General features: G+C 70.5%; 20 protein-coding genes and 6 pseudogenes. 15 read left to right on the top strand and 11 right to left on the bottom strand.

Features of this window, described 5'->3' with window-relative positions:
* The 3 genes from AB0L74_RS27165 to ctaD are packed head-to-tail and all read right to left on the bottom strand — an operon-like array spanning position 1 to position 3,169.
* On the bottom strand, positions 1-1,014 hold the full coding sequence (locus AB0L74_RS27165) for an SDR family oxidoreductase (protein WP_365657645.1): 1,014 nt from the start codon (positions 1,012-1,014) through the stop codon (positions 1-3).
* Positions 1,011-1,433, bottom strand: a complete 423-nt coding sequence (locus AB0L74_RS27160) for a cytochrome c oxidase subunit 4 (RefSeq protein ID WP_365657642.1) — start codon at positions 1,431-1,433, stop codon at positions 1,011-1,013. Before AB0L74_RS27160 ends, AB0L74_RS27165 begins: the two co-directional genes overlap by 4 nt.
* Complete coding sequence (gene ctaD, locus AB0L74_RS27155) at positions 1,430-3,169, bottom strand: cytochrome c oxidase subunit I (protein ID WP_365657640.1); 1,740 nt, start codon at positions 3,167-3,169, stop codon at positions 1,430-1,432. Before ctaD ends, AB0L74_RS27160 begins: the two co-directional genes overlap by 4 nt.
* A gap of 1,307 nt (positions 3,170-4,476) precedes the next feature.
* Here ctaD and AB0L74_RS27150 point away from each other — a divergent pair.
* On the top strand, positions 4,477-5,748 hold the full coding sequence (locus AB0L74_RS27150) for a cytochrome P450 (RefSeq protein ID WP_365657637.1): 1,272 nt from the start codon (positions 4,477-4,479) through the stop codon (positions 5,746-5,748).
* A 207-nt stretch (positions 5,749-5,955) separates the two neighbouring features.
* On the opposite strand, the gene AB0L74_RS27145 is transcribed toward AB0L74_RS27150, so the two are convergent.
* Positions 5,956-6,762 (bottom strand): SDR family NAD(P)-dependent oxidoreductase, encoded by an 807-nt coding sequence (locus tag AB0L74_RS27145; protein ID WP_365657634.1) that lies wholly within the window; start codon positions 6,760-6,762, stop codon positions 5,956-5,958.
* A 403-nt stretch (positions 6,763-7,165) separates the two neighbouring features.
* Here AB0L74_RS27145 and AB0L74_RS27140 point away from each other — a divergent pair, with 403 nt between their 5' ends.
* Positions 7,166-8,362, top strand: coding sequence for an amidohydrolase (locus AB0L74_RS27140; protein WP_365657631.1), 1,197 nt, complete (start codon positions 7,166-7,168; stop codon positions 8,360-8,362).
* Between the two features lie 240 nt (positions 8,363-8,602).
* Here AB0L74_RS27140 and AB0L74_RS27135 read toward each other — a convergent pair whose 3' ends face one another.
* The 3 genes from AB0L74_RS27135 to AB0L74_RS27125 form a co-directional block, all read right to left on the bottom strand.
* Complete coding sequence (locus AB0L74_RS27135; protein ID WP_365657628.1) at positions 8,603-9,013, bottom strand: DUF2795 domain-containing protein; 411 nt, start codon at positions 9,011-9,013, stop codon at positions 8,603-8,605.
* Positions 9,014-9,047: 34 nt separating this feature from the next.
* Positions 9,048-10,199: a Vms1/Ankzf1 family peptidyl-tRNA hydrolase gene (locus AB0L74_RS27130; RefSeq protein WP_365657625.1), complete on the bottom strand. Its 1,152-nt coding sequence runs from the start codon at positions 10,197-10,199 to the stop codon at positions 9,048-9,050.
* Between the two features lie 232 nt (positions 10,200-10,431).
* The gene (locus AB0L74_RS27125; protein WP_073935361.1) at positions 10,432-10,626 is read right to left on the bottom strand and encodes a DUF2795 domain-containing protein; all 195 of its coding nucleotides are present in this window, start codon (positions 10,624-10,626) and stop codon (positions 10,432-10,434) included.
* Positions 10,627-10,986: 360 nt separating this feature from the next.
* Between AB0L74_RS27125 and AB0L74_RS27120 the strand changes: the two genes are divergently transcribed.
* From AB0L74_RS27120 to AB0L74_RS27090, 7 genes and pseudogenes are all read left to right on the top strand, one after another.
* Positions 10,987-11,949, top strand: coding sequence for an NAD-dependent epimerase/dehydratase family protein (locus tag AB0L74_RS27120; protein ID WP_365657622.1), 963 nt, complete (start codon positions 10,987-10,989; stop codon positions 11,947-11,949).
* A 210-nt stretch (positions 11,950-12,159) separates the two neighbouring features.
* Positions 12,160-12,825, top strand: a pseudogene (gene rfaE2 / locus AB0L74_RS27115) (D-glycero-beta-D-manno-heptose 1-phosphate adenylyltransferase); the annotation flags it as partial.
* On the top strand, positions 12,822-13,772 hold the full coding sequence (locus AB0L74_RS27110) for a glycosyltransferase family 9 protein (protein WP_365657619.1): 951 nt from the start codon (positions 12,822-12,824) through the stop codon (positions 13,770-13,772). The pseudogene rfaE2 and the gene AB0L74_RS27110, both read left to right, overlap by 4 nt.
* A pseudogene (locus AB0L74_RS27105) lies at positions 13,769-14,062 on the top strand (glycosyltransferase family 2 protein); the annotation flags it as partial. The gene AB0L74_RS27110 and the pseudogene AB0L74_RS27105, both read left to right, overlap by 4 nt.
* Before the next feature lie 117 nt (positions 14,063-14,179).
* Positions 14,180-15,133, top strand: coding sequence for an IS481 family transposase (locus AB0L74_RS27100; RefSeq protein WP_365657696.1), 954 nt, complete (start codon positions 14,180-14,182; stop codon positions 15,131-15,133).
* Positions 15,130-15,710: pseudogene (locus AB0L74_RS27095) on the top strand (glycosyltransferase family 2 protein); the annotation flags it as partial. The gene AB0L74_RS27100 and the pseudogene AB0L74_RS27095, both read left to right, overlap by 4 nt.
* Positions 15,707-16,602: pseudogene (locus tag AB0L74_RS27090) on the top strand (glycosyltransferase). The pseudogenes AB0L74_RS27095 and AB0L74_RS27090, both read left to right, overlap by 4 nt.
* Positions 16,603-16,951: 349 nt before the next feature.
* On the opposite strand, the pseudogene AB0L74_RS27085 reads toward AB0L74_RS27090, so the two are convergent.
* Positions 16,952-17,185, bottom strand: a pseudogene (locus AB0L74_RS27085) (oxidoreductase); the annotation flags it as partial.
* Positions 17,184-17,537, bottom strand: a complete 354-nt coding sequence (locus AB0L74_RS27080; protein ID WP_365657693.1) for an STAS domain-containing protein — start codon at positions 17,535-17,537, stop codon at positions 17,184-17,186. The gene AB0L74_RS27080 and the pseudogene AB0L74_RS27085, both read right to left, overlap by 2 nt.
* Before the next feature lie 1,030 nt (positions 17,538-18,567).
* Between AB0L74_RS27080 and AB0L74_RS27075 the strand changes: the two are divergent.
* From AB0L74_RS27075 to AB0L74_RS27055, 5 genes and pseudogenes are all read left to right on the top strand, one after another.
* Positions 18,568-18,779 (top strand): annotated as a pseudogene (locus AB0L74_RS27075) (flavodoxin family protein); the annotation flags it as partial.
* Between the two features lie 385 nt (positions 18,780-19,164).
* Positions 19,165-19,410: a DUF5133 domain-containing protein gene (locus AB0L74_RS27070; protein WP_365657616.1), complete on the top strand. Its 246-nt coding sequence runs from the start codon at positions 19,165-19,167 to the stop codon at positions 19,408-19,410.
* A gap of 229 nt (positions 19,411-19,639) precedes the next feature.
* Positions 19,640-20,515, top strand: a complete 876-nt coding sequence (locus AB0L74_RS27065; RefSeq protein WP_365657613.1) for an endonuclease/exonuclease/phosphatase family protein — start codon at positions 19,640-19,642, stop codon at positions 20,513-20,515.
* Between the two features lie 354 nt (positions 20,516-20,869).
* Complete coding sequence (locus tag AB0L74_RS27060) at positions 20,870-21,058, top strand: hypothetical protein (protein ID WP_365657610.1); 189 nt, start codon at positions 20,870-20,872, stop codon at positions 21,056-21,058.
* A gap of 87 nt (positions 21,059-21,145) precedes the next feature.
* Positions 21,146-21,865, top strand: coding sequence for a DUF6766 family protein (locus AB0L74_RS27055; RefSeq protein ID WP_365657607.1), 720 nt, complete (start codon positions 21,146-21,148; stop codon positions 21,863-21,865).
* Positions 21,866-22,070: 205 nt separating this feature from the next.
* On the opposite strand, the gene AB0L74_RS27050 is transcribed toward AB0L74_RS27055, so the two are convergent.
* Positions 22,071-23,072, bottom strand: a complete 1,002-nt coding sequence (locus AB0L74_RS27050; protein WP_365657605.1) for a Ppx/GppA family phosphatase — start codon at positions 23,070-23,072, stop codon at positions 22,071-22,073.
* A 211-nt stretch (positions 23,073-23,283) separates the two neighbouring features.
* The gene (locus AB0L74_RS27045) at positions 23,284-23,607 is read right to left on the bottom strand and encodes a plasmid stabilization protein (RefSeq protein ID WP_365657603.1); all 324 of its coding nucleotides are present in this window, start codon (positions 23,605-23,607) and stop codon (positions 23,284-23,286) included.
* Between the two features lie 318 nt (positions 23,608-23,925).
* On the opposite strand from AB0L74_RS27045, the gene AB0L74_RS27040 reads away from it, so the two are divergent.
* Entirely contained in the window at positions 23,926-26,484 is a 2,559-nt protein-coding gene (locus tag AB0L74_RS27040; RefSeq protein ID WP_365657600.1) for a molybdopterin-dependent oxidoreductase, read from the top strand.

The raw sequence follows: 26,484 nt of genomic DNA, 5'->3' as shown, positions 1-26,484 counted from the left end.
TCAGTGCCCACCACGGCGGCGCAGCAGTGCGTATCCCGCGCCGGCGAGTCCCGCCACGGCCGCCGCCTTGCCCAGGTGATGACGGCTCGCCCACACCTGGGGGTCGAAGGAGTGGGCCTGTTCGTCGAACACCCCGTGTGCTCCGTAATCCTGCTCTCCGTCCGCCGGTGCGAAGAGATTGCCGTGCCCTTCGGGCTGCGGACGGGCGTCGGTCTGCTGGGAGTCGAACCCGGTGCGGGCCAGATAGCGGTCGAGCAGGCCGGGTACGACGGCGTTGGCCAGCAGCGTCAGCGCCGTGGACGTCCCGACCCAGTACTCGCGTCGCTGCGGGTGGTCAGCGGCGCGCAGTACGGCGCGGGCGGCCACCTCCGGCTGGTAGATCGGCGGCACCGGCTGGGCGTGGCGGGGCAGATGAGTGCGCAGCCAGGTGAACTGCGGGGTGTTGACGGCCGGCATCTGGACCATGGTGACGCGCACCCGGGACTTGTCGTGCAGCAACTCGCACCGCACGGACTCGGTGAAGCCCTGGATGGCGTGCTTGGCGCCGCAGTACGCACTCTGCAGCGGGATGCCCCGGTAGGCGAGCGCGGAGCCCACTTGCACCACCGTGCCGCTGTTCCGTGGCACCATGCGGTCCAGCGCGGCCCGGGTGCCGTGCACGTAGCCGAGATACGTCGACCTCGTGGCCTGCAGGAACTCGTCCGGGGAGACGTCGGTGAACTTGCCGAAGGCCGCCGTGAAGGCGTTGTTCACCCAGACGTCGACCGGCCCGAGCTCTTCCTCGACCCGGCGGGCTGCCGTCTCCACCTGCTCCCACTCCGCCATGTCGGTGACGAGGGGCAGCGCCTGCCCGCCGGCCGCCCGCACGTCGGCCGCAGCCGCGTCCAGGCCCGCCCGTCCCCGGGCCAGCAGTGCGACCCTGGCGCCGCGGGCGGCGAACATCGTGGCGGTCGCCCGCCCGATCCCGGCGCTCGCCCCGGTCACGACGACTGTCTGCCGTGTCTTGTCGTTCATCGGTCCTCCACACCGGTCGGGCGTACGGTGTCCGTCCCGTGCGCGCCGTACTGGAAAACGAAGCCAAGGACACCGGGGACGAGGACCCCGGCGCCGATGAGGAACAGCCACAGTCCGTATACCGCGCCCAGGCCGAGCAGTGCCGTGCCCGCCGCCGCGAGTACCGGGAACGCGCTGCGCGGCGGGAAGAAGGCCACGGGTCCCGCGGCCTCGTGCACGGCGGCCTCCTTGCGGTCTTTCGGCAGGAGCCCGTCCTTGCGGTGCCGGTACCGGAGGAAGAGGGCGACCAGGGCCGACATGAGGCATGAGACCACCAGGGCGGCGGTCCCTGCCGGCTCGGCCGACAACCAGCCGTAGAGGGCGGCGCTGACGGCGAAGAAGACGCTGACACCCGCGAACAGGGCGGTCTCGGCCTTCACGGGCGCTCCTCCTTGCCGGTCCCCTCTTCGACGACGTTGCTGCTCCGCCCCCGCCCGGCATCGCCACCGGCCGGCGAGTGGGAGTGCGCGTGCCTCGCGTGACTGGGATGGTGCAGGTCGAATGCCGGTGACTCGGATCGGATGCGGGGCAGGGCGACGAAGTTGTGCTGCGGGGGTGGACAGGAGGTCGCCCATTCGAGGGAGCGCCCGAATCCCCAGGGATCGTCCACGGTGACTTTCTCCCCGTAGCGGGATGTCTTCCAGACGTTGTAGAGGAAGGGCAGCGTGGAGGCGCCGAGCAGGAAGGATCCGATGGAGGAGATCGTGTTGAGGGCGGTGAAACCGTCGGCGGCCAGATAGTCGGCGTAACGCCGTGGCATTCCCTCGGCGCCCAGCCAGTGCTGCACGAGGAACGTCACGTGGAACCCGACGAATAGGGTCCAGAAGTGCAGTTTCCCGAGTCGCTCGTCGAGCATGCGGCCGGTGAACTTCGGCCACCAGAAGTAGAAGCCGGCGAACATGGCGAAGACGACGGTGCCGAAGAGCACGTAGTGCATGTGCGCCACGACGAAGTAGGTGTCGGTGGTGTGGAAGTCCAGCGGCGGTGATGCCAGGAGCACTCCCGTCAGCCCGCCGAAGAGGAAGGTCGCGAGGAAGCCCAGCGCCCACAGCATGGGCGTCTCGAACGACAGCGCGCCGCGCCACATCGTTCCGATCCAGTTGAAGAACTTCACCCCCGTCGGCACCGCGATCAGGAACGACGCCAGGGAGAAGAACGGCAGCAGCACCGCGCCCGTGGCGAACATGTGGTGGGCCCAGACGATCGCGGACAGCCCTGTGATGGCGACGGTCGCCCCGATCAGACCGAAGTACCCGAAGACCGGCTTGCGGCTGAAGACCGGGATGACCTCGGTGATGATGCCGAAGAACGGGAGGGCGACGATGTAGACCTCCGGATGCCCGAAGAACCAGAAGAGATGCTGCCAGAGCAAGGCCCCGCCATTGGCGGGGTCGAACACATGCGCACCGAAACGGCGGTCCGCGTACAGAGCAAGGAGGGCGGCGGTGAGCACCGGGAACGCCAGAAGCGCCAGGATCGACGTGAAGAGTACGTTCCACGTGAAGATCGGCATGCGGAAGAGCGTCATGCCGGGGGCGCGCAGGCAAATGACGGTGGCGATGAAGTTGACGGCACCCAGAATGGTGCTCAGCCCGGACACGACCAGCCCCATCACCCACAGATCGGCACCGGTTCCCGGGGTTTGCGTGGGTCCGTTCAGCGGAGCGTAGGCGAACCACCCGAAGTCGGCCGCTCCGCTGTCGGTGAGGAAACCCGACACCACCATCAGGCCGCCGAACAGATATACCCAGTAGGTGTATGCGTTCAGCCGGGGGAAGGCCACGTCGGGGGCGCCGATTTGCAACGGCATAACCGCGTTGGCGAAGCCCACGAACGTGGGGGTGGCGAACAGCAGCATCATCACCGTCCCGTGCACGGTGAAGAGCTGGTTGTACTGGTCCGCGGAGACGATGTGCAGACCGGGCCGCGCCAGCTCGGCCCGCATCAGCATCGCGAGCACCCCTGCGAACAGGAAGAAGCCGAAGGCGGTCACCAGGTACATATGGGCGATGACCTTGTGATCAGTGGTCGTCAGCCACCGGACCACGGCCCTCCCCTGCGCGAGCCGCCTCGCCGTCCCGTCCGACGTTCGCGCGCCCTCGTCCACCGCCGCCATCCATGCCCCTTCCCATCACCCGCCGACCCGCCTGGTCCCTCCGCAGGGCGTCCGGTGAGCCGACGCCGATCGGACACCCGACAACGGCGTCTAACCGATGCCGCCGCTCCGGAAACCTCCTCGGTCAGCGTGGGAGCCGGAGTACCCGGCGAAGAGACTCCTGCACCGCAGTGGTCAGTCCCTCTCGTCGTACCACTCCGCCGCCACTCACCGGCCCCGCGTCCGCCGCGCCGGGGCAGCTGTCACCCGCTTCGCGCTCGGCACGAGGCGACCCCGCGAAACGTGCGGCTCGGGCCAGCCTGGTCCGCTCCGCTGCGCCGGGGGCCCGCATGGGCTCTCGACGGGAGCGACGCATTGGCGCACGCGCGAGCCGACCATGTCCACCCCGCGGAACCGGAAGCAGCGGCCGTCAAGCAGCAGGTTCCGGGCGCCGACCTTGACTCCTCCTCCGGCCCGACTACGGATGTGCTCAGCGACATCCGCTCGATCGCCGTCGGCAACGACGGCGCCCTACTTCCCCGCCCCCGTGACGACGCCGTAGGGCCGTACGACTGCCCCTGTCAGGTCGACACGAGAACCGTCACCGGTCGAGCAGCACGGCTGGCTGTCCCGTGGCAGTCGTACCAGTACCGGAGGACTGATGACCCTGCCCTCACTCCGAAGTGACCTGGGGCAACCCACCCCAGTTGGTGCTCCGATCGGTCCTGAAGTGATGCCTGGCAGAAGCCGGCGTGGCATACGTAACGGCACGAACTTGAGAGCATCAGGGCCGAGGCTGAGGACCGTCACCTTCCTTGTCGTGTGCTGCCTCGCCGTCGTTTGGGGTGTGACGGGGTGCGGCGGCGACGGGGGCGACCACAACCCACCGGGCGCCAACGCCCGCGTCGGCCCCGTCCTGATCCGTTATGCCCACATCGCTGAACCCCCCGACGGCCCGTGGGAGCCAGGGGACGATCCGCCCTTCTACGTCTGGCTCTTCAATCAGGGACAGGAGGCCGACAGACTGCTCGGGGCGGAAACCACCGTCGCGCGGTCCGTCGACATCGTGGAGGCTGGCGGAGCGGTGCGAGGAGTAGTCCATAGAGGGAGGGTCCGCGATCTGGCCCGCCGATGCATCCACGCCCGCTCTCCAGCGCGAGGGCGTCGGCATACCGATCAGCGGTGACGGTGTCACCGGCGCGCACGCACAGCGCGCGCTTCAGCTCCACCCAGGGGGATCGGCCAGCCCACGCCTCCGGCGCCTCACTGTTCGCCTTCTTGTATCGACCACCACGTGTCCCGGCACCGGGCGGGGGCACCCGGTGGCCATGCAGATGCCGACCGCGCCCTTGATCGACCGTTCCCTGCCGGCTCTCGTCCAGGGCTACTCCTGGTTGCCCAGCGTGCTGCGGGAACGCCCCGACGGCGTGGCTCGCACTCGGGTGCTGGGCAAGCCGGCGCTCGTCGTGCGCGGACCGGAAGCGGTGCGGTTCTTCTACGATGAAGGGAACGTACGCCGCGGCGGCGCCCTGCCGGGGCCTGTGCTGAGCACCTTGTTCGGTCATGACGCCGTCCACACGCTCGACGGCCATGCGCACCGCGCCCGCAAGGAGTTCTTCCTGCCGTTGCTGCGCCCCGACCGGATCGCCGGTCTCGTCGAGCACGTGACGGCCGTGTGGGACGACGCGGTCCGGCAGTGGGGCGAGGCCGAGCAGACCGTGCTGTTCGACGCGGCGAGCGTGGTGCTCACCCGCGGCGTGTGCCGCTGGGCGGGTGTTCCGCTCGGCGAGGACACCGAAGAGACGAAGGACCTTGCCCGCGACCTGGTCGCCATGGTCGACGGCTTCGCCACCGCCGGGCCACGGCACTGGCGAGCGCGCCGTGCCCGAAGCCGCCAGGAGCAGCGCTTCACCCAGCTCATCGAGGACATGCGCGCCGGCGAGGCAGCCGCCCCTGACGGATCAGTGCTCGCCGCCGTGTGCGAACACCGCGAGGCCGACGGCGACCTGCTCCAACCGCACACGGCCGCGGTCGAGCTGCTGAACGTCCTGCGCCCCACCGTCGCAGTCTGCTGGTTCGTCGCCTACACAGCGCACGCCCTGCATCTGCAACCCGGCCAGCGCGAGCGGCTGCGCAGCGGCGGCCCCGCCTACGCCACCGCGTTCGTGCACGAGGTGCGCCGTTTCTACCCGTTCGCCCCGTTCCTCGGCGGCCTGGCCGTCCGCGATCTGGCCTGGCGGGGAGTCTCGCTGCCGGCCGGCGGGATGGTGTTGCTCGACGTCTTCGGCCAGAACCACGACGAGGAGCTATGGGGCGACCCGTTCGTCTTCCGCCCCGAGCGGTTCCTCCAGCATGCCGTCGAGCGTGACGAACTGGTCCCGCAGGGCGGCGGCGAACCACGCACCGGTCACCGCTGCCCCGGGGAAGGGCTGACCATCGGACTGCTCGAAGCGCTCGCGCTTCGTCTTGCCGATCTCGAATACGCCGTCCCCGACCAGGACCTGAGGATTTCCCTGCGGCGCATCCCGGCACGAGTGTGCAGCGGCTTCGCCGTACAGGACGTGCGGACGACGAGTGAGCGCATGCCGACACCCGTGTGAGCTGCGCACCTTTGAGCGGGCGAGCCTCCCGCCAGCGGTTCTTCCTCGGACCGGCCTGCGGTACGCCGGTCCGAGCGCTGCGTACCGCCGACGTCGCCCTATCCGCCCGTCAGAGGCCGGTGCTCTCCCGTCAGGCAACGGAAACCAGGGGACTCGGCGCCGACGGAGCAAATACCTCGGGCGGGCGCGGCGACGCCCGCCCGCCCCTCAGGACGGCTGCTCGGGGGCCTTGCCGGTGCCCGGTTCCGCCAGCCGCCGGTGGGCCGCCGCCTTGACCCCGTCGGGCAGCACCCTTCCCGCCAGCCCTTGTACTTTGGTCTTCAAGGACCCGGTCACGGCCTTCGTCTCACCCGCCATGATCGCTTCGAATGCCTGCTCGGCCACCTGTGCCGGATCGTCCTTCTTCATGGTGCCGATCCGGGTGTCGCCCGCCATGCCGGCCCGGTCGAAGAAGGCCGTGTCCGTCGGTCCCGGCATGAAGGCGGTCACGGCCACGCCGGTGTGCTTCACCTCCTCCGCCAGTGCCTGGGCGAAGGACTGCACGAACGACTTGGAGGCGTTGTAGACGGGCTGGAAGGAGCCGGGCATCGTCGAGGCGACGGACGAGGTGAAGGCGAGCCGGCCCGCTCCTCGCGCCACCATGGCTCGCAGGAGCGGCTTGGCCAGTCTCACGGCAGCGGTAACATTGAGGTCGATGACCTCCTGATCGTCGGCCAGGCCGGTGTCCACGAAGGCTCCGCCCCGGCCCACCCCGGCGTTGAGGACGGCGACGTCGACGGTCAGTCCGTCAAGCGCGTCGAGAAGGAGGAAGCGTCCCTCGCCGGTCCGGAGATCGGCGCGCACCGCGCGGACCTCCGCTCCCGACTCCCGCAGGTACTGGGCGGCAGACTCCAGCGCCTCGTCCTCGGCGTTCACCACCAGGTCGTAGCCGTGGTGCGCGAACTGCCGGGCCAGTTCGTGGCCGATTCCGCTGGACGCGCCGGTGATCAGGGCGAGTGGCCGTGTGTCAGTCATGACGGACGGGTAACCGCCGCGCCCCGTGCCACGCCTTGGGGGACGGTCGCACGACCGTCACTCGCAGGCTGCGCACGCACATGGTGAGCGAAAGAGCAGGAAAGGGCCCGTTACCAGCCCTGCTTGTGCCCCGGCGGGCCGAAGACCACGTCCCCACGACGCCGGAACTCCTCGAGCGCCTCCAGCACAGGTACCCGCGAGTGATCCATCGTTCCTCCCAGCGGTCGTCCTCCGCCCGGCCGTTTTCGGCAGGGGACGTCGTTCTGCGTCGTCCGCGAGCGCACCGGACGTGTTGCACCGATGTCCCGGATTGAAACCCGGAAGTGTGACGACGCCCGGTTGACGGCACCCGATGGTGCACGACGCGAAGACCGACGACCGCACCTTGATCCGAGGAGGCCAGGTGACCCGTACGCCTTCCGGCGACGCTGTGCATGCCGACGTCCACGAGAGACTGCGCGCGGAGGTGGCGAAACGGGCGCATCTCGTCTGGGAGACCGCCCTGGAGCTGCATGCTCACCCCGAGCACGCCTTCTCCGAGCACCGGGCTGCGGCGCTGCTGACGGATGCGCTGCAGAGGGCCGGTTTCGAGGTCGAGCGCGGGACGGCCGGGATGCCCACCGCCTTCACCGCCCGCTCGGGCCACGGGCGTCCCGCGGTGGCCCTGCTGCTGGAGTACGACGCCCTGCCGGGTCTCGGCCATGCCTGCGGGCACAACCTCATCGCAGCCGCCGGTCTGGGAGCGGCGCTCGCGCTGGACACGGTGCTGGACGCCTCGGCCGGACGGGTGATGGCGGTCGGGACGCCGGCAGAGGAGGGCGGGGGCGGAAAGGTCTTGGAGGTGGAGGCCGGCGTGTTCAACAACGTCAACGCCGCGCTGATGTTCCACCCGGGCGTGTACGACTGGACGCGGGCCCCGCTGACCGCGCAGGTGCAGTACCGGGTGGCCTTCCACGGCCACGCCGCGCACCCCACCGGCAACCCGACCGAGGGCGTCGACGCCCTCCTGGCGCTGGTCGTGCTGTTCAACCTCCTGACCGCCCTGGGCAGGCGTCTGCCAGCGGCCTCCCACATCCAGGGAATCGTCACCGACGGAGGCAAGGCCACCAACATCGTCCCCGAGTACGCGGAGGGGCTGTTCGGCCTGCGCGCGGCGACGAACGAGGAGTTGGAGGATCTGATCGGGCAGTTGCGCGCCGCCGCCGACGGCGTCGCCCACGCCACAGGCACTCGGGCCGAGGTGGAACGAGCCACGCTCCGCTACGAGCACTTCCGTGACAGCGGCCCGCTGTCCGAGACGTTCGCCGAACGCCTGTCCGAGGCGGGAATCGAGCTGACGCCGCCCGCGCCGGGCGTCTACCTGGGATCGTCGGACATCGGCAACGTCAGTACACGCGTGCCCGCCATCCACCCTTTCGTCGCCATCATGAACGACGGGTCTGACCACACCCCCGAGTTCGCCGCGGCAGCCGCCTCCCCGCGGGCCCGCGACGTGCTCGTCGCCGTCACCGGCGCGCTGGCCTGCACGGCCGCGGACCTGCTCCTCGACGCGGACTTGCGCGAGAAGGCGTGGGAACTGCACCGGCAGGCGGGACGCTGAGTTATGTCCGCCACAGCCGTCTCCATAGAGTCCACCGGTGGAACGCAGGATGACCTGGGCTTCGTGGCACGGCAACCATCTGCCAAAACACCGGACCGGGGGTAGTTTGCGGTGCAAGCTAAGCCGAGACACCAACAAGCGTCGGCACCGCAGGGGCCGGGCCGTACCACTTCTTTCTCGGCGTCTCACCTCCCGTGCGTGATCCGGGCCGCGCGGGAGCCGTCCGCCGACTTCTCGTCGTCACCGTGTCGGTCGGTGGCCGAGTGCCTCGACGATCTCGGTCACGTTGGTGTACGTGCCATCCTCCGGGAGGTCCCGCGCCGCCTCCAGCACCGGGTCCGGTGCGTGGTGTGCTTCCAGGGCCTCCAGCACCGACCGCCGGTCGGCGGGGAAGGCCGTGCGGTCCAGGTGGCGTGCCAGTTCGAGGCGCAGGGAGTCCGCCTCCGCCTCGGCGCGCGCCCGGTCGCGTTCCTCGCCTGGAGGGGGAACCGGTCCGCCCGGGTCCACCCGGATGTCGTCGTCCGCCGGCGGCTCCGGGGCGCTCGCTTCCTCCACGTGGGTCGGCCGGCCGGAACGCAGGTGTCCTTCCAGCTCGTGCTTCATCTCGTCGTCGGTACGCGGGCTGATCGGGTTGCTGCCTCGTTCCGTCATGTCTTCACACCTTGCTTTCTCGGCTGTGTCGCCGTTACGCCGGAGTCGTCTCGTAGGTCCAGCGCAGAAGGGCGCCCAGGCCGCCCGTAGGAATGTCCGTGGCGTCCGTGTCGTCCTCGTCCGCCGGGGGGACGACCAGTACGTCGGCGGCGGTGACGGCGGCTGCGCGCAGCAACGCGTCGTCCGCGCGTACCGCTATCGGATCGCTCTCCCCCAGCGTCCGGGCGTCGCTCCGGCGCGCCGCGACCTGGTCGGGTCGGGCGCCCGCCCATGTCTCACGGTCCAGCTCCGGTCCGTCGGGCCGGACGAGCAGCGTGTCGATGCGGTGTTCCCGGGCCGCTTCCACCAGCGCCGGGATGCCTTCCACCGCCTCCGTGGGCCGGTCGGTGCCCGCGCGGCCGGCGCGGAAGCGGTCGAGCGCCTCCTCGACACGGTGACGCGTGTACCGCCGCCGGGCCTGCTCGATGGCCTCCTCCAGCGCGGGGGAGGCGGACCCGGCGGCGCGACCGCCGTGTTCGGTCTCCGTTGTGACCCGGCGGACCGCTTCGGGGAGCCTCTCGTGCACGGCCGGCCGCTCGCGGGGGTCACCGGCCAGGACGACCAGGTCGGCACCGGATTCCTCGTAGACCGCACTCAGCGCTTCGGCGATCTCACCGGCGTTGTGCTCCCAGGTGTTCTCGACCTTGAGCTGGAAGTGCCGCTCGGACCAGTCGGACGAAGCCGTGCGATGCACGGGGTGCTGCTCCCCCTCGACCTGTCCCGCGGACCGCGTACCGGCCGCCCCGCGCAGCTCGAAGTCGGCACCCGTCCGGTCGATGTACGCCACGAGGCAGACCGGGTCCTGACCCGCCAGTTCCAGCAGCGGCGTCAGCCGGGGCAGCGGGGCCCAGCAGGCGATCGGCCGCTGCGGCGGGCGGGAGAGCCGGTGGCTGAGCACCACCTCGCCCCCGGCCGCGAAGAGCACTCGGCCGGCCGGGTCCTCCGCGGATCCGATCCGCGGGAGGGCGTCGCGTACCGCTTCCGTGGTCGCGGCGTCGGCACCCTCCTCCTCGAGCGTCCGGCACGCTTCGCGTACGGACAGTTCACGCCGCTTGGCACCCGACTCGTCGTTCTGGGCGGGGTCGAAGTACACGGTGGCCCACGGGCCCGGGCGGTCGAAGAGCGGTTGCAGGAAAGACAGCTGCACTTTTCCTCCTTCGGTCCGTTGCCGGGCCGGGTGCCCGAAGCAGGGCGAGAGACACACGACGAACCCGGCACGCGGGTCTCATCCCGCGTGGTCCGAGTGCGGCCGGAGCGCCGTCAGTGCCCTCGGAGCGGCGGACGGTCTCTCCGCCCGGCTGCGCCGGCCCGCCGGCCCTCGTCCCATCCTTCGAGGGGGCCGGCGACCCGACACCGGTGCGCTCGGGAGCCGTCCGGGCTTACTCGTTCCCGAACACGGCCTTCTGGACATCGTTCGGGCCGTCGAACTCGTCCGCGGGGGCATCGCCGAGCTTCTCGACGAGGGTGTCGTCCGCACCGTTGTCCTTGGCCAGCGTCACCAGGTCGTCGCGGCTGGCAGGGTATTCGGCGCCCTTGAGTGCCTTCTGCAGGTCGATCGGGCTGATGCTCGCCATGGCGGTCTCCTCGCTGTCCTGACGGTCCTCCGGTAGGCCCGTCGTACCGGGTCGGCCGGCAGGTACATCGTGTCCACAGCAGAGGGGGCGGCGCATGTCGGCCCGTCCGCCCCGGCGCCTCGGCGAAGTGGGCGACACCGTCCGTGGCATGGGCCGGCTCAGGTTCGGTGGAGGCCCCGGTCCGCCCGGAGTCGCGCGGAGTCGTGTCGGCCGGTCGGCACGCTACGGACCCCGTGTGATCGTTCAGGGTCCACCGAAGCGACGCGCGGTCACCGAGCGGGCACGACTGCACGCATGCGGCAACCCGATCCGGCTACTCACACCGACATCCGAGTCGACGCGAGAGCGAGGAGGGAACCCGTGAGTGGGCACCCCTGGCGCAGGGCCCTGGTGACCGGCGGGGCGGGATTCGTCGGATCCCACCTGTGCGCACGGCTGGCCGAGGCCGGCACTGAGGTCGTGTGCCTGGACAACCTGGTCACCGGTTCCCGGGCCAATGTCGCCGAGCTGGAGCGGTACCGCGGCTTCCGCTTCGTGTGCGCCGACGCCACCGCCCCCGACGCCCTTGCGGCTCTGCCCGGCAGGTTCGACCTGGTGCTGCACTTCGCCTGTCCCGCCTCGCCCGTCGACTACCTGCGGCTGCCCCTGGAGACCCTCGACGTCGGCAGCACCGGCACCCGCAACGCCCTGGAGCGGGCGCGCGCCGATGGCGCGCGCCTCGTCCTCGCTTCCACCTCCGAGGTGTACGGCGACCCGTTGGAGCACCCGCAGCGCGAGACGTACTGGGGCAACGTCAATCCCATCGGGCCGCGCAGCGTCTACGACGAGTCCAAGCGCTTCGCCGAGGCCCTGGTCACCGCCCACCGTCAGGTGCACGGCACCGACACCGCCATCGTGCGCATCTTCAACACCTACGGCCCTCGCATGCGCACCGGCGACGGCCGCGCCGTGCCCACCTTCATCGCGCAGGCTCTGGACGGGATGCCGCTCACCGTCGCCGGCGATGGCAGCCAGACCCGCTCCCTGTGCTACGTCGACGACACCGTCGACGGCGTCCTCGCCCTGGCCGGCTCCCGAGAGACCGGCCCCGTGAACATCGGCGGCGGCGAGGAGATCACCGTGCTGGAACTGGCCCGCCGCATCGTCGAGCTCACCGGATCCGCCTCCCGGATCCGGTTCGTGGACCGCCCTGTGGACGATCCCGCCCGGCGCCGCCCCGACACCCGGCTCGCCCTCGAACGCCTGGGCTGGCGGCCCCGGACCGGCTGGAGCCAGGGCCTGGCCCTTACCGTGGACTGGTTCTCGCACTCGATGGCTGCCTGAAGTAACGCTCGCCGTGTGAACACAGCTCCGGCGCAAAGGAGGGGTCCTGCGCCCGCACAGCCACGGAGAGGAACGAACGCCAGGACCTCCGGACGAGCTGTCTACAAGTGTTTGAGATGACTGCGGTGCGGGACCCGCGAGGCCGGAGCGCCCCTGCATGCCGTCCGGGACGGAGCACCCTTCATGCGCATTCTTGGTATCGCGCACCACGGCGACCCCTGTGGTGCCGGCGACCGGTTCGCCGCGACGGCGGCCGGGCTGCTTGCCGACGGGACACTGGTGGGCGAGGCAGTCGAGGCCGCCGTCGTCGCCGCGAGCGGGTTCGTCGCCGCGGGCGGCGCGGGCGCGGTGGCCGGCGGGGCCCCGCCCGAAGCCGAGGCGCTTCCCCGGCAGCCCGGCGAAGACGGCGCGGGCGCTGCTCCCGACCCGCGCACGGTGATCGCCCGGGTACGGGCCGCCGGCGGCACCGTCGTCGCGGCGGGCGGCTGCTTCGACCTCCTGCACGCCGGGCACGTCGGCTTGCTCCAGGCCGCCCGCCGCATCGGAGACTGCCTCATCGTCTGCGTCAACTCCGACGCGTCGGTACGGCGCCGCAAGGGAAAGGGCCGCCCCGTCAACCCGCTGGCCGACCGGGTCCGTGTGCTGCTCGCCTTGGGATGCGTCGACGCGGTGGCCGTGTTCGACGAAGACACCCCGGAACGGCTGCTGACCGACCTGCGCCCCGACATCTGGGTCAAGGGCGGCGACTACACCGGCGCGGACCTGCCCGAGGCGGCGCTGCTCGAGGAGTGGGGCGGACAGGCGGTGCTGCTGCCGTACCTCGACGGGCGGTCCTCGACCGCGCTCATGACCCGGGCGGCGGAGGGAGCCCGATGACGCGCCCCCGCCTGCTCGTCCTGCGCGCCCTCGGCCTCGGCGACCTTCTCGCCGGCGTGCCGGCGCTGCGCGCCCTGCGACGGGCCTTCCCCGGCCACGAACTGGTATTGGCCACCCCGGCCGAACTGGCGCCGGTCGCCGCGGCGACGGGCACCGTCGACCGGCTGCTGCCCGCCTCCGCTCCCGGGCGCGCCGTACCGCGCGGGCTCGACTGGGACGGTCCCCCGCCCGACATCGCCGTCGACCTGCACGGCAACGGACCGCCCAGCCACCGCCTGCTCCAGACACTGTCCCCGCGGCGCCTGTTCGCCTTCGCCCACCCGGACACCCCGGAGATCGACGGACCGCCGTGGTGGGCGGAGGAGCACGAACGGGACCGCTGGTGCCGCTTCCTGCAGTTCTACGGCATCCCTGCCGACCCCGCCGACCTGCTGCTGCCCCGCCCTGCGGGCCTCTCCCCTGCCCCTGGGGCGGTCGTGCTGCACCCCGGCGCCGGCGCCCCCTCCCGATGCTGGCCCGTCGACCGCTACGCAACCGTCGCCACCGCTCTGCGCGGGCGCGGCCACCGGGTCGTGGTCACCGGCGGTGCGGATGAGGATGATCTGGTGGCGCGGCTCGCCAAGCAGGCCGGCCTGCCCGACACCGACGTCCTCGGCGGCGGCCTTCCATTCGACCGGCTCTCCGCCTTGGTCGCCGGCGCCCGCACCGTCGTCAGCGGTGACACCGGCATCGCCCACCTCGCGGTCGCCCACGCCGTCCCCAGCGTCACCCTCTTCGGCCCGGTCCCGCCCAGCCGTTGGGGCCCGCCTGCGCACCCGCGCCACCACGTGCTGTGGCACCCCGGCCCGCAGGGCGACCCGCACGGCCGCCACCCAGACCCGGCATTGCTGCGGATCGCTTGCGAGCACGTGCTGGACGCCCTGGATCTCCTCCTTCACACGTCATGAGCCACACACCCACGGGCGTCGTCATCGCCACCCGCGACCGCTCGGAGAGACTGGCCCGCACCCTGCGCTGCCTGCTCGCCCTGCCCGAGCGGCCGGAGATCCTCGTCGTCGACAACGCCTCCACCTATGACACCCGCGCCATGCTCGCCCGCGACTTCCCCGAGGTCCGCGTACTGGCGCTGCCCGTCAACCACGGCGCCATCGCCCGCAACCACGGCGCCCGCGCCCTCGACACCCCCTACGTGTCCTTCAGCGACGACGACTCCTGGTGGGCCCTCGGAGCCCTAGGTGTTCTGTCCGGGGAGGTTGTGGACGGGTGAGTCAGGTCTCGGCTGAGGGATCTTGAACGGGTGAGGGCCTTCCGGTTCGGTGTGGATTGCGACGTCTACACCAACAGAAAGGCCCTCGTGGTCCACCGTAATGCACCCCTGACCGAGACCGGCCGCCTGCGTCTGGCCCGCTGCGTCGTCGAGGACGGCTGGCCGCTGCGCCGGGCCGCCGAACGCTTCCAGGTCTCGCCGACCACCGCCCAGCGGTGGGCCGATCGCTACCGCCGGCTCGGCGAGGCAGGGATGACCGACCGCTCCAGCCGCCCCCACCACAGCCCGCGCCGCACCCCGACCCACACCGAGCGCCGCATCATCAAGGTCCGGGTCCTGCGCCAGTGGGGACCGGCCCGCATCGCGCACCTGCTACGGCTGGTGCCCTCCACCGTGCACCGCGTCCTGACCCGTTACGGACTGGCCCGCCTCGCCCATCTGGACCGGACGACGGGCCGTGCCATCCGCCGCTACGAACGAGACCGGCCCGGCGAACTCGTCCACGTCGACATCAAGAAGCTCGGCAACATCCCCGACGGCGGCGGCCACAAAGTCCTCGGCCGGGCCGCGGGGCGCAAGAACCGGACGAACGCCGGCTACAGCTACATGCACACCGCCGTCGACGACCACTCCCGCCTGGCCTACAGCGAGATACACACCGACGAGAAGAAGGAAACCGCCACCGCCTTCTGGGAACGGGCACACGCCTACTTCACCGAGTGCGGGATCACCGTGGAACGAGTGCTGACCGACAACGGCTCCTGCTACCGCTCACGCGGCTGGCGCGACGCCCTGGCAGCAGCCGGGATCACCCACAAACGAACCCGGCCCTACCGGCCCCAGACCAACGGCAAGGTCGAACGCTTCAACCGCACCCTGCTGGACGAGTGGGCCTACGCACGGCCCTACCGGTCAGAGACCGAACGCCGCGAAGCGTTCCCACAGTGGCTGCACTCCTACAATCACCACCGCGGACACACCGCCCTGAAAGGGCAACCACCCGCCAGCCGCGTCCCCAACCTCACAGGGCAATACACCTAGGCCGCGCGGCCGGGCTGATGGACACCCACCCGCGGCTCGGCCTGATCTCCGCCCGCACCCTGGTCGGCCCCGCCGAGGAACCCGACCCGCTCAACGACGTCCTCGCCACCTCCCCCCCCTCGGCCCGGCAAATGACCTGCCCGGCACGCAGGTCCTCGGTTTCCTCGCCTGCGCCTGTGTGGTGCGCCGTGAGGCATACCTCGAAGCGGGCGGCTTCCACCCGCTGCTGTTCTTCGGCAGCGAAGAGACCCTGCTCGCCTACGACCTCGCCGCACGCGGCTGGGGCGTCACCCACTGCGCGGACGTGATCGCCCACCACCACCCGGACCCGGCGCCCCGCACCGGCCGCCCCGCCAGGATGCTCCGCAACGAGGTTCTCACCTCCTGGCTGCGCCGCCCCCTGCCGCACGCCCTCGCCCGCACCCGCGGCCTGGCCGGCGACGCCCTGCGCGCCCCGGCCGCCCGGCAGGCCCTGCGCGAAACTCTCGTACGCCTGCCGGCCGCCCTGCGCGCACGCAAGCCCCTGCCCCCGCACCTCGAGCGAGCCGCCCGCACGCTGGACGGAGCACATGCATGACCGACTCCCGCACCACCGTCGTCGCCATCACCCACAACCGCCGCACCGAGTTGCTGCGCACTCTCGAACGACTGGCCGGACTGCCCGAGCGGCCACCGGTGATCGTCGTGGACAACGCCTCCACCGACGGCACCGCCGACGCGGTCGCCCGCCACCACGCGTGGGTACGGCTGATGTGCCCCGGCCGCAACCTCGGCGCCGTCGGCCGCAACCTCGCGGTCCGCGAGATGCGTACGCCCTACGTGGCGTTCTGCGACGACGACTCGTGGTGGGCGCCCGGCTCCCTGGCCGGTGCGGCCGACCTGCTCGACCGGCATCCGGCGCTCGCCACCGTCACGGCCCGCATCATGGTCGAGCCCGAAGGCGTGGAGGACCCGATCGTCGAGGAGTTGCGCGACTCGCCCGTACCCGGTCCCGAGTGGCTGCCCGGTCCGGCGCTCGGTTCCTTCCTGGCCGCCGCGACCGTGCTGCGCGCCGACGCCTTCCGGGCCGCGGGCGGCTTCCACCCCCGGCTGTGGCTGGGCGGCGAGGAGGAGCTACTCGCCGTCGACCTGGCCGCCCAGGGGTGGTGGCTGACGTACGCCGATCACCTGACGATCCACCATCAGCCGTCCCGGATGAGGGACGCGACGCTGCGCCGGGCGCACGGCATCCGCAACACGCTGTGGTTCACCTGGCTGCGCCGCCCGGCCGGTCCCACGTTGCGCCGCACTGTGCACTGGCCCGTACGGTGCCCCGCGACACCGTGTCGCTGCGTGCCTTCGCACAGGCTGCGGCCGCGTGGCCGTGGGTACTGCGCGAGCGGCGGGTGCTGCCGGCGCAGGTCGAGACACGGATGCGGGTGCTGGAAAAGGCGCAGCGGCGCTCGTCCGCCCGCCGCTACGTGGGCTGACGTCCGAGGGGCACGGACACCCCGACGGGGTCGGACCCCCAGAAGCCCGGCAGCGTGCCGATGGAACGCACCGGGTGGAGTCGACGGTGTCCCGGCCAGCGTTAACAACGCTCGTGATCCATGCAGCTAGAGGCTGGTCAGGAGATCTACGGGCCAAGGTTCTTGATCATGGTGTTGGTCCAGCGCGTCTACCGGAGGGTCTGCGGGTGGCAGTACCCGGCAAGGGTGAGAAGCCGGTCGTCCCGGGTGGCTCGGGCGGCCTGGGCGGCCTGGGCGAGCAATCTCCCAGTACAGCGAGTTCTCGGTGGCTCAGGGTGTCGTCCGTCATGTCCGCCCGCTCGAAGAAGTCGCCCGCCCCGCGCGTCACCATGGCTCGCAGCAACAGTTTGGGCAGGCCAGCCGCACTGTCGCGCCGACGTTGAGATCGATGACCTACTGGTCCTCGGCCAGGTCGGTGTCCATCAAGGCTCCGCCCCACACCCGCGTTGAGGGCCGCCGCGTCGACCGTCAGACCGTCGAGCGCGTCCAGCAGCCGAAACCGTCCCTCGCCGGTCCGCAAGCCGGCGCGCACGGCGCGCATCTCATGTCAGGGCACCGTCACCCTGCCGGGTCGGCGGTTCCGAGAGGGGCCGGCACCCGCGGGTGAGTCTCACGGCGCCGGGCAGTGTGGCTGCCACGCGCAGGTATCGGCAGACACCGGTTGCGCGGAAGACCCTGCGGGCCAGCGATCGACGCGCCACAACACACAGCACGGCTCCACGGCTGTGGGCGAATTGCCGGGTACGCAGCAGGACACTGACAGCCGTGGCGGTGACCAAGGGCGTTTGCACATCGATGATCACGGTGCGGGCGGCCGACCGCGAAATCTCCCCGCAGAGGTGCCCGTGGGCGACGTCCTCCGTGTTGAAATCGATGGCGTCGTCGATCTGAATCACGATCTGGTCTTCGGTGAGGCGGTGGCACGGAAACAGCAACACGGACTCCTCGAATGCATGCCTGGCTAGCGGGCTGCCGCTTCCTGACGCCGTATCCGTGGTACCCCTGCCCCGGCGGCTGATGCCAAAGATCGGCGTGGTCTTGCCCACCCGACCCCGCAGACTGGACGCGGGCACGGATTGCGGATCCGACGTACCCTGCCCTGCCGGTGGGGAACGGCCCGACAGCGCGCGGGAGGAGGCGAGAGAGCCTTATTCGCGCATTGTCGTGCGTCCCGGGGGCAGTCCTCTGTCTTTAGGATTCGTGGGGCTGTCCGGTGGCACCTTCGTACTGGCGGGCTGCAACTCGGCTGGATTTCGGCAACTCAGTCGCCTGCGGTCACGCTGGTGCTGCTGGCCTTCGTCTTCCCGGTGCAGACGCTGGCGAGCGTGCTGGAGTTCCTGTGCCGTGACGCCGTCGCGGCTCCAGGCAGGGGTGTACTGGGTGGCGGTGGGTGCGATCATGGCGAGCGGTCCGCCGGGGGCGACCAACGATGTCGCCGGGTTGCTGCTCCTGCTGGCCGGGCTCGCGCTGCTGATACCGGTCACGGCCAGCAGATCCGACAAACTCGTCGCCTCCGTGGTTATGGCCACGTCGTCACTGCGCTTCTTCCTCACCGGCGCCTACCACCTGTTCCGCGGCAGGCATGGAAGGAGGCGGCCGGCCTCACGGGCCTGGTGCTCACCGCTGTCGCGCAGTGCGCCGCACTGGCTTTCGAAGTCGAGGACGTCAGGCGCCGTACGATACTGCCGACATTGCGGCGAGGCTTGGGGCCGGAGCCTTCGACGGTACCTCCGGGCACCAGTTCGCCGACGTCATCAAGGAAGCCGGAGTGCGCCGGAAGCTGTGACGGCATCGGCCGTCCGGCTGAGGAGCTCTTCCTTGCGGGAACTCGTCCCGTCCAGTCCGGGTACCCATCGTCCGTGTCATCGCCGCGCCGGCATGACGCGCAGTACGTGTGAAAGCCGGATGGTGGCCGTGGGCCGCAGGGACGCTGCGGGCCATGTGATCAGTGAGATCAACGCCCTGTGCGACATCGGCTACACGGTCCCGGGACAGTCGTGGACGTACTGGCACCTCGGTCCCGGCCCCGGGCCGGAATACCTCGACGATCAGGGGGGCACGACTGGGCCCACAAGACCGGCCGGGCCATAGCGGCGAATCTGTACGGCACGGTCCGAGTCCTGGCCGCCCATCCTCTGGGGCCCTGCCGCAGTAACGGTGGCGAGCGGCGCACCCTGAGGTTCAACACAGTGCGGCCACCGGACGTCGACCCGCTTGCCAGGGCCGGCAGCAGACGTGTCGCCATTCACCTCCAGGTGGGGACGGGCGCCCGGCTACAGCAGGCTTGAGCGTCCAGCGCCCTCTGTCTTCCAGCGACCCTCTCGTCCGGCGCCCCTCGACCCCTGGCGCCCGGCTGGCCCGGCAGGCTCGGTGGCATGACTGGCCCGATGCGGGGGACCTGTAGGTGGCTTGAGGTGCCCGGTAGTCAGCTGAGGCATCCCATGTGACCGGAGGTACAGCCAGGTCCTCGCGCAGCGCGGTCAGCCGAACTGGGGGATGGGCCTTGAGGGTAGAGGCGTCACCATGATCACTCCGACCGAGCCGCAGCTGCGCGCTGCGCTGGCCCAGTTCGCTTCCGCCCGTATCGAACACGATGTGCGCCCCACCGGTGTGAACAGCCAGGCACTGGACGACGCCACCTACACGTTGTGTGTGATGACCGGGTCCCGAACCGTCGAGGAGGCTCTGCTCGCCGCCGATGCGCTGCTGGAGCAGTACGGTGCCGGCCGTTTCGGCGGCTGCGTGAAGGACAAGACGCTGGCGGCGTAGAGCTGCGGTCATCACGGCGTGGTGAGGTCTTGGGGCCGGGCGCTGTGACGGCGGGGCGGCTGTCGTAACCAGTCCCGCTTGTGCTGGCTGCTGGCAGCCGGATGACGTGTTGGCCGGCTTCTCCGCTGTCCGGGCCGTCGCTGCGCGAGCTTCGACCGGCCTGGAGCAGCTGACGTGCCAGTGACGAGGACTGGGCTGCGGCGATGGCTGGCGGAAGGAGGCGGCCGGAATGGATCACCGGCCGACGGCAGTGACTGAGTCGTCGACGTTACGCCGGGTGCGGATGATGACGGTGAACGCCCTGGATGCCGGCCACGCCGGCTGGGGGGACCGCAGGCGGGTGCTGGCCGCGGGCATCGCCCAGGCGCGGCCGGACGTCGTCGCTGTGCAGGAGATCGTGAGATCGGCCGAGTACGACGGCGTGCGGGACGTGCTGGGCGAGGGCTGGCACGTCGTTGCGCACCCATGCTGGTCGCGCGGCGGCGTCGGCGCCGTGCTGGCCAGTCGCTGGCCGTTCGGCACGGTCAAGAAGGACGCCTTCCGGGAGACGGGACGGATCGAGGCGGCGCCGTGGTGCGCTGTCGTCGTCGCGCAGGTGGCTGTCCCCGCTCCCTTCGGCCCGCTCGTGGTGGCGCATCACAAGCCCAGCTGGCCGCGTGGTCATGAGCGTGAGCGGGAGCGGCAGGCGGTGACGGCCGCCCGCCTGGTGGAAAGCATGATCGGTGAGGGATGCCGCCATGCGGTGGTGTTGGGGGACTTCGATGCCGCACCCGACAGTGCCAGCGTGCGGTTCTGGCAGGGCCGGCAGTCACTGGACCAGATGAGCGTCTACTACCGCGACGCGTGGGAGGCCGCGCACCCGGACGATCCCGGTCACACCTTCTCCCCGGACAATCCACTCGTCCAGCAAGGCGACATGCCCAGGGAGGAGGGGCGGCGGATCGACTACGTGATGGTGCGCTGCGATGACCACGGCCCGACGCTTGAGGTCGAGCGATGCGAGCGGATGTTCACGCAACCGGTGGAAGGCGTGTGGGCGAGCGACCATTTCGGCCTCCTTGCTGAGATGTGCCTTCCGGCTCGGCCGGGAGGAAGCCGGACCTGACCGGCTCGGGGTTGCGCCGGCCTGCCGGTCATTCCCTGCCGGTGGCCGGATGCGCGCCCACGACGCGGGTACACGCTCGGCACGTGATCAACCGGGTGGTCCGACCGGTTGGGGGCACGAAGGAGACGGGATGCCGAGACGACAGTATGGCTCGGGTATCGCCGCGGGGATACTGGCGATTGCTGTTCTCACCTCCTGCGCAGCTTCCCCGAGCGGCGGGACCAGGTCACCGAGGAAGTCACCCGCTTCGAGACCGCGCTGCAGGCCGGCCGGAACGGCCCCGCGTGTGCAGCTCTCGCCCCCTCCACCCGCCAGGAGCTGGAGCAGTCGGTCCGAAGCCGATGTGAGCAGGCCATGAGCGAGCAGCAGCTGCCACAGGCCGGAGCGGTACGGACGGTGGACGTCTACGGCGGCCAGGCCCGGGTGGTCCTGGGGCACGACACTGTTTTCCTGGCGCGATTCCCCGCGGGCTGGAAGGTGACCGCGGCAGGTTGCCGGCCACGTGCCGACCAGCCGTACCAGTGCGAAATCAAGGGCGGGTGAGAAGGCCATGAAGACGTTGTTTGCAGGAACGGTTTTGGTGATTGCGGCCGGATTGGCGTATTTCATGGCGTTGGGGCTGATGCGCCGATGAGTGACAAGGCACCGGTCCCCGGGCAGAACACGGCGTCGGCCGCGCGTCGCTTTGTCCGCCACAACAGTCTGGGCCTGCTGTTCATGGCGGCATTCTTGACCTGCCTGGCAGGTCAGGCCGTCGCAGGACATGCGGAGTTCAACAACCAGCTCAGGACCGACGGCATGGCGCCCCTGAGCTTCGGCGCCTACCTCACCGCATCGGATTTCGCCGTCGACGTCACTGAGAACTGGCAGTCGGAGTACCTGCAGTTCTTCCTCTACATCTTCGCCACCGTCTACCTGCTGCAGCGGGGCTCACCGGAGTCCAAGGAACTCGACCGGTCCGGCACCGAATCCGACCGGGACCAGATGGTCGGCGAGCACGCGCGGGATGACTCCCCGCGCTGGGCCGCCGCCAAGGGCTGGCGTCAGGTGATCTACTCCCGTTCCCTCGGCCTGGTCATGGGCAGCATCTTCCTGCTGTCCTGGCTGGCCCAGTCCATCGCCGGCGTCGCCGCCTACAACGAGCAGCAGCTGCGCCAGTTGCAAGCTCCGGTCAGCTGGAGCCAGTACCTGTCTTCCGCAGATTTCTGGAGTCGGACCCTGCAGAACTGGCAGTCCGAGTTGCTGGCGGTCGCCTCGATGGCGATCCTCGCGATCTACCTCAGGCAGCGCGGATCACCGGAGTCCAAGCCGGTCGGCGCGTCCCACTCCGCCACGGGAGTGGAGGGCTGACAGACCTCTACGGCGCTTCTTGCCGCGGCCCGTCCGTCAGCTGCCGGGCGGGCCGCGCCGACCGACGGCGCGGTGAGCGTCGTCCGGCCGGCACAGCGGAGTTCGGGCCGACACCGGTGGAAGGGCCGCGACGGCGCCGCTCAGTGCACGGCGACCGCTCGAAGCAGGCCGCGCTCACCCAAGTGGATCTGCCTGATTGTGGGCTTCAGCCGACTGAGGCGGGCAAGGCGGCCGGCTCTGCAGCAGGCTGCGGCAGAGGCGCGGTCGGGCGCAACTGAGTGGAGCCGTTGCCGTTGAGGGCAGTGAGCAGGACGCCCTCTCGTACTGCCCAGGGGCAGAGCACGGCCTGGTCCAGGTGCAGCAAGCGCATGGTGGTGTGGGCGATGAGTGCTCCGGCCAGGGATTGGTGTGCGCGTGCCGGGGAGATGCCGGGCAGCTGGGCCCGCTCGGGTGCGGTCAGGCCAGCCAGGGTGCCCACTGCGGCCTTCAGACCGCGGCGGGTCAGCCGGCCAGGTGCGTTCTTGGGTGCCGTGTTGTCGAGGCCGGCTGCGCACAGGCGTGCGAGTTGGTGGAAGGTGCGGGATGTGGCCACGGCGGTTCGCGGGCCCTCCCACTGGATGCGGGCGGCCACATCGCGCAGTTCGTGGCGGATGCGCCGCCGCACCAGCCGCAGCGCTGCCGGGTCGGGGAGCACATCCTGATTCAGATGTTCTCGCGTGAGCCGACCGGCTCCCAGCGGCAGTGAGACGGCGTAGTCGGGCATCCGGCCGCGGCCGACGGCGATCTCCAGGGATCCTCCTCCGATGTCGAGGAGGACCATCGGCCCGGCCCGCCAGCCCATCCAGTGCCGGGCGGCCGTAAACGCCAGCTCCGCCTCCCGCACGCCGGGCATGACGTGCAGGTGCACGCCGGTGCGGGCATGCACCTCGGCCAGCACCTGCTGCCGATTGGGTGCCTCACGAACGGCAGCGGTGGCGAACATGAAGGGCTCGCTCACGCCCCGGTCGGCCGCATCCTTCTTGGCTTTGCCGACGGCCTTGGCCAGATCATCGACCGCATCCCGCCCGAGGCGGCCGTCGGCCGCGGCCCGTTCGGCCAGACGCAGCCGCCGCTTACTGCTGTACACAGGCAGCGGCATCTCACCGCCCCGTTCTGCGATGACCAGCCGCGCCGTATTGGAACCCACATCCACAACCCCGAGTCGCATGAACGAGGGGTACCCACCACTCGGGCAGTACGCCTGCCCAGCCGGTACTTCACGCGCTTAGCCGGAGCGGGGGAGGGCAGAACCGATGATCGGTTGGGCCGCTTCGAGAGCCCCCAGCTTCCGTCGTATGCCGTGTGTCGTATGTCGCGCGGCCACTCGACAACGAACGCCGACCAGACGCATCCACGCTTTCGCGCGGCGAAGGGAACGATCAGCGACCGAGAGCCTTGGCGAGCTGGTCCTTGTTCATCGAGGACCGGCCCTCGATGCCCTTCTTCTTCGCCTCCTGATAGAGCTGCTCCCGGGTGGGTCCGCTTCCGGACTTGCCCGACCTCTCTCCGCCGCGCTGCGACGGGGACTTGCCCTTCGTCGAGCTGCTGCTGACCGACTTCGCCTCGCCGGAGCGGGCGCGCTGCTTGTTCACCGTGCGGGCAGCGAGCTCCTTGGCCCGCCCCTTGGACGCGCCGCGGTCCTCGGCACTGTCTTTGATGTGCTCGTACTGGCGCTCGCGCTTGGAGCTGGACCCTGCGGGCATGATCAGTCTCCTCTTTGGCTATCGGCGTGCCGAGCCGGCGCAGGATGTGCGCCGACTCGATCGGTGCAGGGTGGGTTTCCCTTGGTGACACGGTGAAACGGTCGCCGTCGCTCCGCCAGCGCAACGGAGCCGGCGGTGTACCGGCAGTGCAGGTCCCGACGCGGGACGACCACGCGGGCACTGGACGGAGGGTGCCGTCCATCGGACGTCCCGTGTACGGCTGTTGCGATGGTCTTTGCCTCCTCGCGAGTTGCCGGGGCGGACGGGCGGGTACCTGTGGACCGCCCGTGGTTCCCTGCCAGCTGGGAGAGATCGCTTGTGAGTGACCGGATTGCCGATGTCTGGGGCGTACGCACCCCGCATGCCAGGGACACGCCGTGGCCGGTGCGCGTCGACACCCACCTAGACGCGTCGCTGTCCGAGAAGGACGTGGACCGGTGGGTGCAGTCCGCGTGCGTGCTGTGCAGCAACGGCTGCGGCTGCGACATCGCGGTCAAGGACGGCCGCATGGTGGGCATCCGGGGCCGCGCGTCCGATACCGTCAACCACGGCCGGCTGGGGCCCAAAGGTTTGTACGGCTCGTGGCAGTGGAGCCGCACCGACCGGCTCACCCGGCCGCTGATCCGCGACGCCGACGGTGAGCTGGTCGAGTGCGACTGGGACACGGCGATGGACCGGATCGTCGAGCGTTCCCGGCAACTGCTGGCCACCGACGCGGGAGCACTCAGTCACGCCTTCTACACCTCCGGCCAGCTGTTCCTGGAGGAGTACTACACCCTCGGTGTGATCGGGAAGGCCGGTCTGGGCACGCCTCACATGGACGGCAACACCCGTCTTTGCACCGCGACCGCGGCGGCCGCGTTGAAGGAGAGCTTCGGCTCGGACGGGCAGCCGGGCAGCTACAGCGACATCGAGGCCACCGATGCCGTGTTCCTGTTCGGGCACAACATGGCCGAGACCCAGACCGTGCTGTGGATGCGCGTCCTGGACCGTATCCATGGCCCGAACCCGCCGAAGATCGTCGCCGTCGACCCGCGCATGACCAAGGTCGCCGAAGCCGCCCGGGCAACCGGTGGGGTGCACCTGGCGCCGTTGCCGGGCACCAACCAGGCGCTGATGAACGCCCTGACCCGCGAGGTCATCCACAACGGCTGGCTGGACGAGGACTACATCACGGCGCACACTCTCGGCTTCGACGAACTGAAAGCCGTCGTCGAGCCCTACACCCCCGAGCACGCCGCAGACATCTGCCGCGTGTCGGCCGAGGACATCCGCCGCGCCGCGCAGATCTTCGGAACCAGCGAGCGGGTGCTCTCCACGGTGCTGCAGGGCTTCTTCCAGTCCCACCAGGCCACCGCCGCCTCGTGCGCGGTGAACAACCTGCACCTGCTGCGCGGCATGCTGGGCCGCCCCGGCTGCGGCATCCTGCAGATGAACGGCCAGCCCACCGCCCAGAACACCCGCGAGTGCGGCGCCGACGGAGACCTCCCGGGCTTCCGCAACTGGGACAACCCGGACCACGTCCAGCAGTTGGCCGATCTGTGGAATGTGGACCCGATGACCATTCCGCACTGGTCGCCGCCGACGCACGCCATGCAGATCTGGCGCTACTGCGAGCAGGGCTCGATCGGCCTGCTGTGGATCTCCGGCACCAACCCCGCCGTCTCGCTGCCCGAACTGCCCCGCATCCGGAAGATCCTCCAGCAGGACTCACTGTTTACCATCGTCCAGGACGGCTTCCTCACCGAGACCGCCCGCTACGCCGACGTCGTCCTGCCGGCCGCCCTGTGGGGGGAGAAACAGGGCACGTTCACCAACGTCAACCGCACCGTGCACCTGTCGGACAAAGCCGTCGAGCCGCCCGGCGAGGCTCGCAGTGACCTGGACATCTGGCTGGATTACGCCCGGCGCATGGATTTCCGCGACAAGGACGGGGCCCAGCTGATCACATGGTCCGACCCCCAAGGGGCCTTCGAGGCGTGGAAGGAATGCACCCGCGGACGCCTGGTGGACTACACCGGCCTGACCTACGACAAGCTGCGCGGCGGCAGCGGCATACCCTGGCCGGTCAACGATCAGGCGCCCGAGGGAACTGACCGCCTCTACGCGGACGCGAACTTCCCCACCCGCCCGGAAGTGTGTGAGACCTACGGCCACGACCTGCTCACCGGCGGGGCGGTCAGTGCCCAGGAGTACCGCGCCAAGAACCCCGACGGCCGTGCCTTCCTGAAGGCCGCCGCCTACGTCCCACCGCCCGAGAGCCCGGGAGAGGACTACCCGTTCGCCCTCACCACCGGCCGTACCGTCTACCACTTCCACACCCGCACCAAGACCGGGCGCTCCCGCCAGCTGCGCCGCGCGGCGTCCGGGGTGTGGGTGGAGCTGTCGGTCGACGACGCGGCACGTCTCGGCCTGCAAGAAGGCGACCTGGTGCGGCTGGAGTCACCCCGGGGAGCCATGCAGGCCCCGGTACGGATCGGCCGCGGCCGCGATGGCGTGGTCTTCATCCCGTTTCACTACGGCTACTGGGACCAGCCCGGCACCGACGGCGCTGCGCCCGGCGAAGAGCCGCGGGCGGCGAACGAGCTGTCGATGACCGAATGGGACCCGGTGTCCAAGCAGCCGCTGTACAAGCTGGGGGCCGTCAGAATCACCAAGATCGCTGATGCCGCCGGCCCTTCACCGGCCCCCACGACCACCGCGTCCGCACCGGCCGCTCCGCACAGCGTCCCGCCCACCCTTGGCGGCCCCGAAGCAGACGTGCACGAACATCCCCACACCACCGAGCCGCCGCAACCGTCCCCGGCACCGGAGAAAACGCCGGGACAGCCCGGCTCCGGCGGCACCACGACCTCCGCCCCCGGCGTGAAGGACTGA

Source organism: Streptomyces sp. NPDC052020 (genome assembly GCF_040680575.1).
GTDB lineage: Bacteria > Actinomycetota > Actinomycetes > Streptomycetales > Streptomycetaceae > Streptomyces.
Note: the sequence above shows the minus strand (reverse complement) of the source record. Positions and strands in the feature narration are given on the sequence as shown.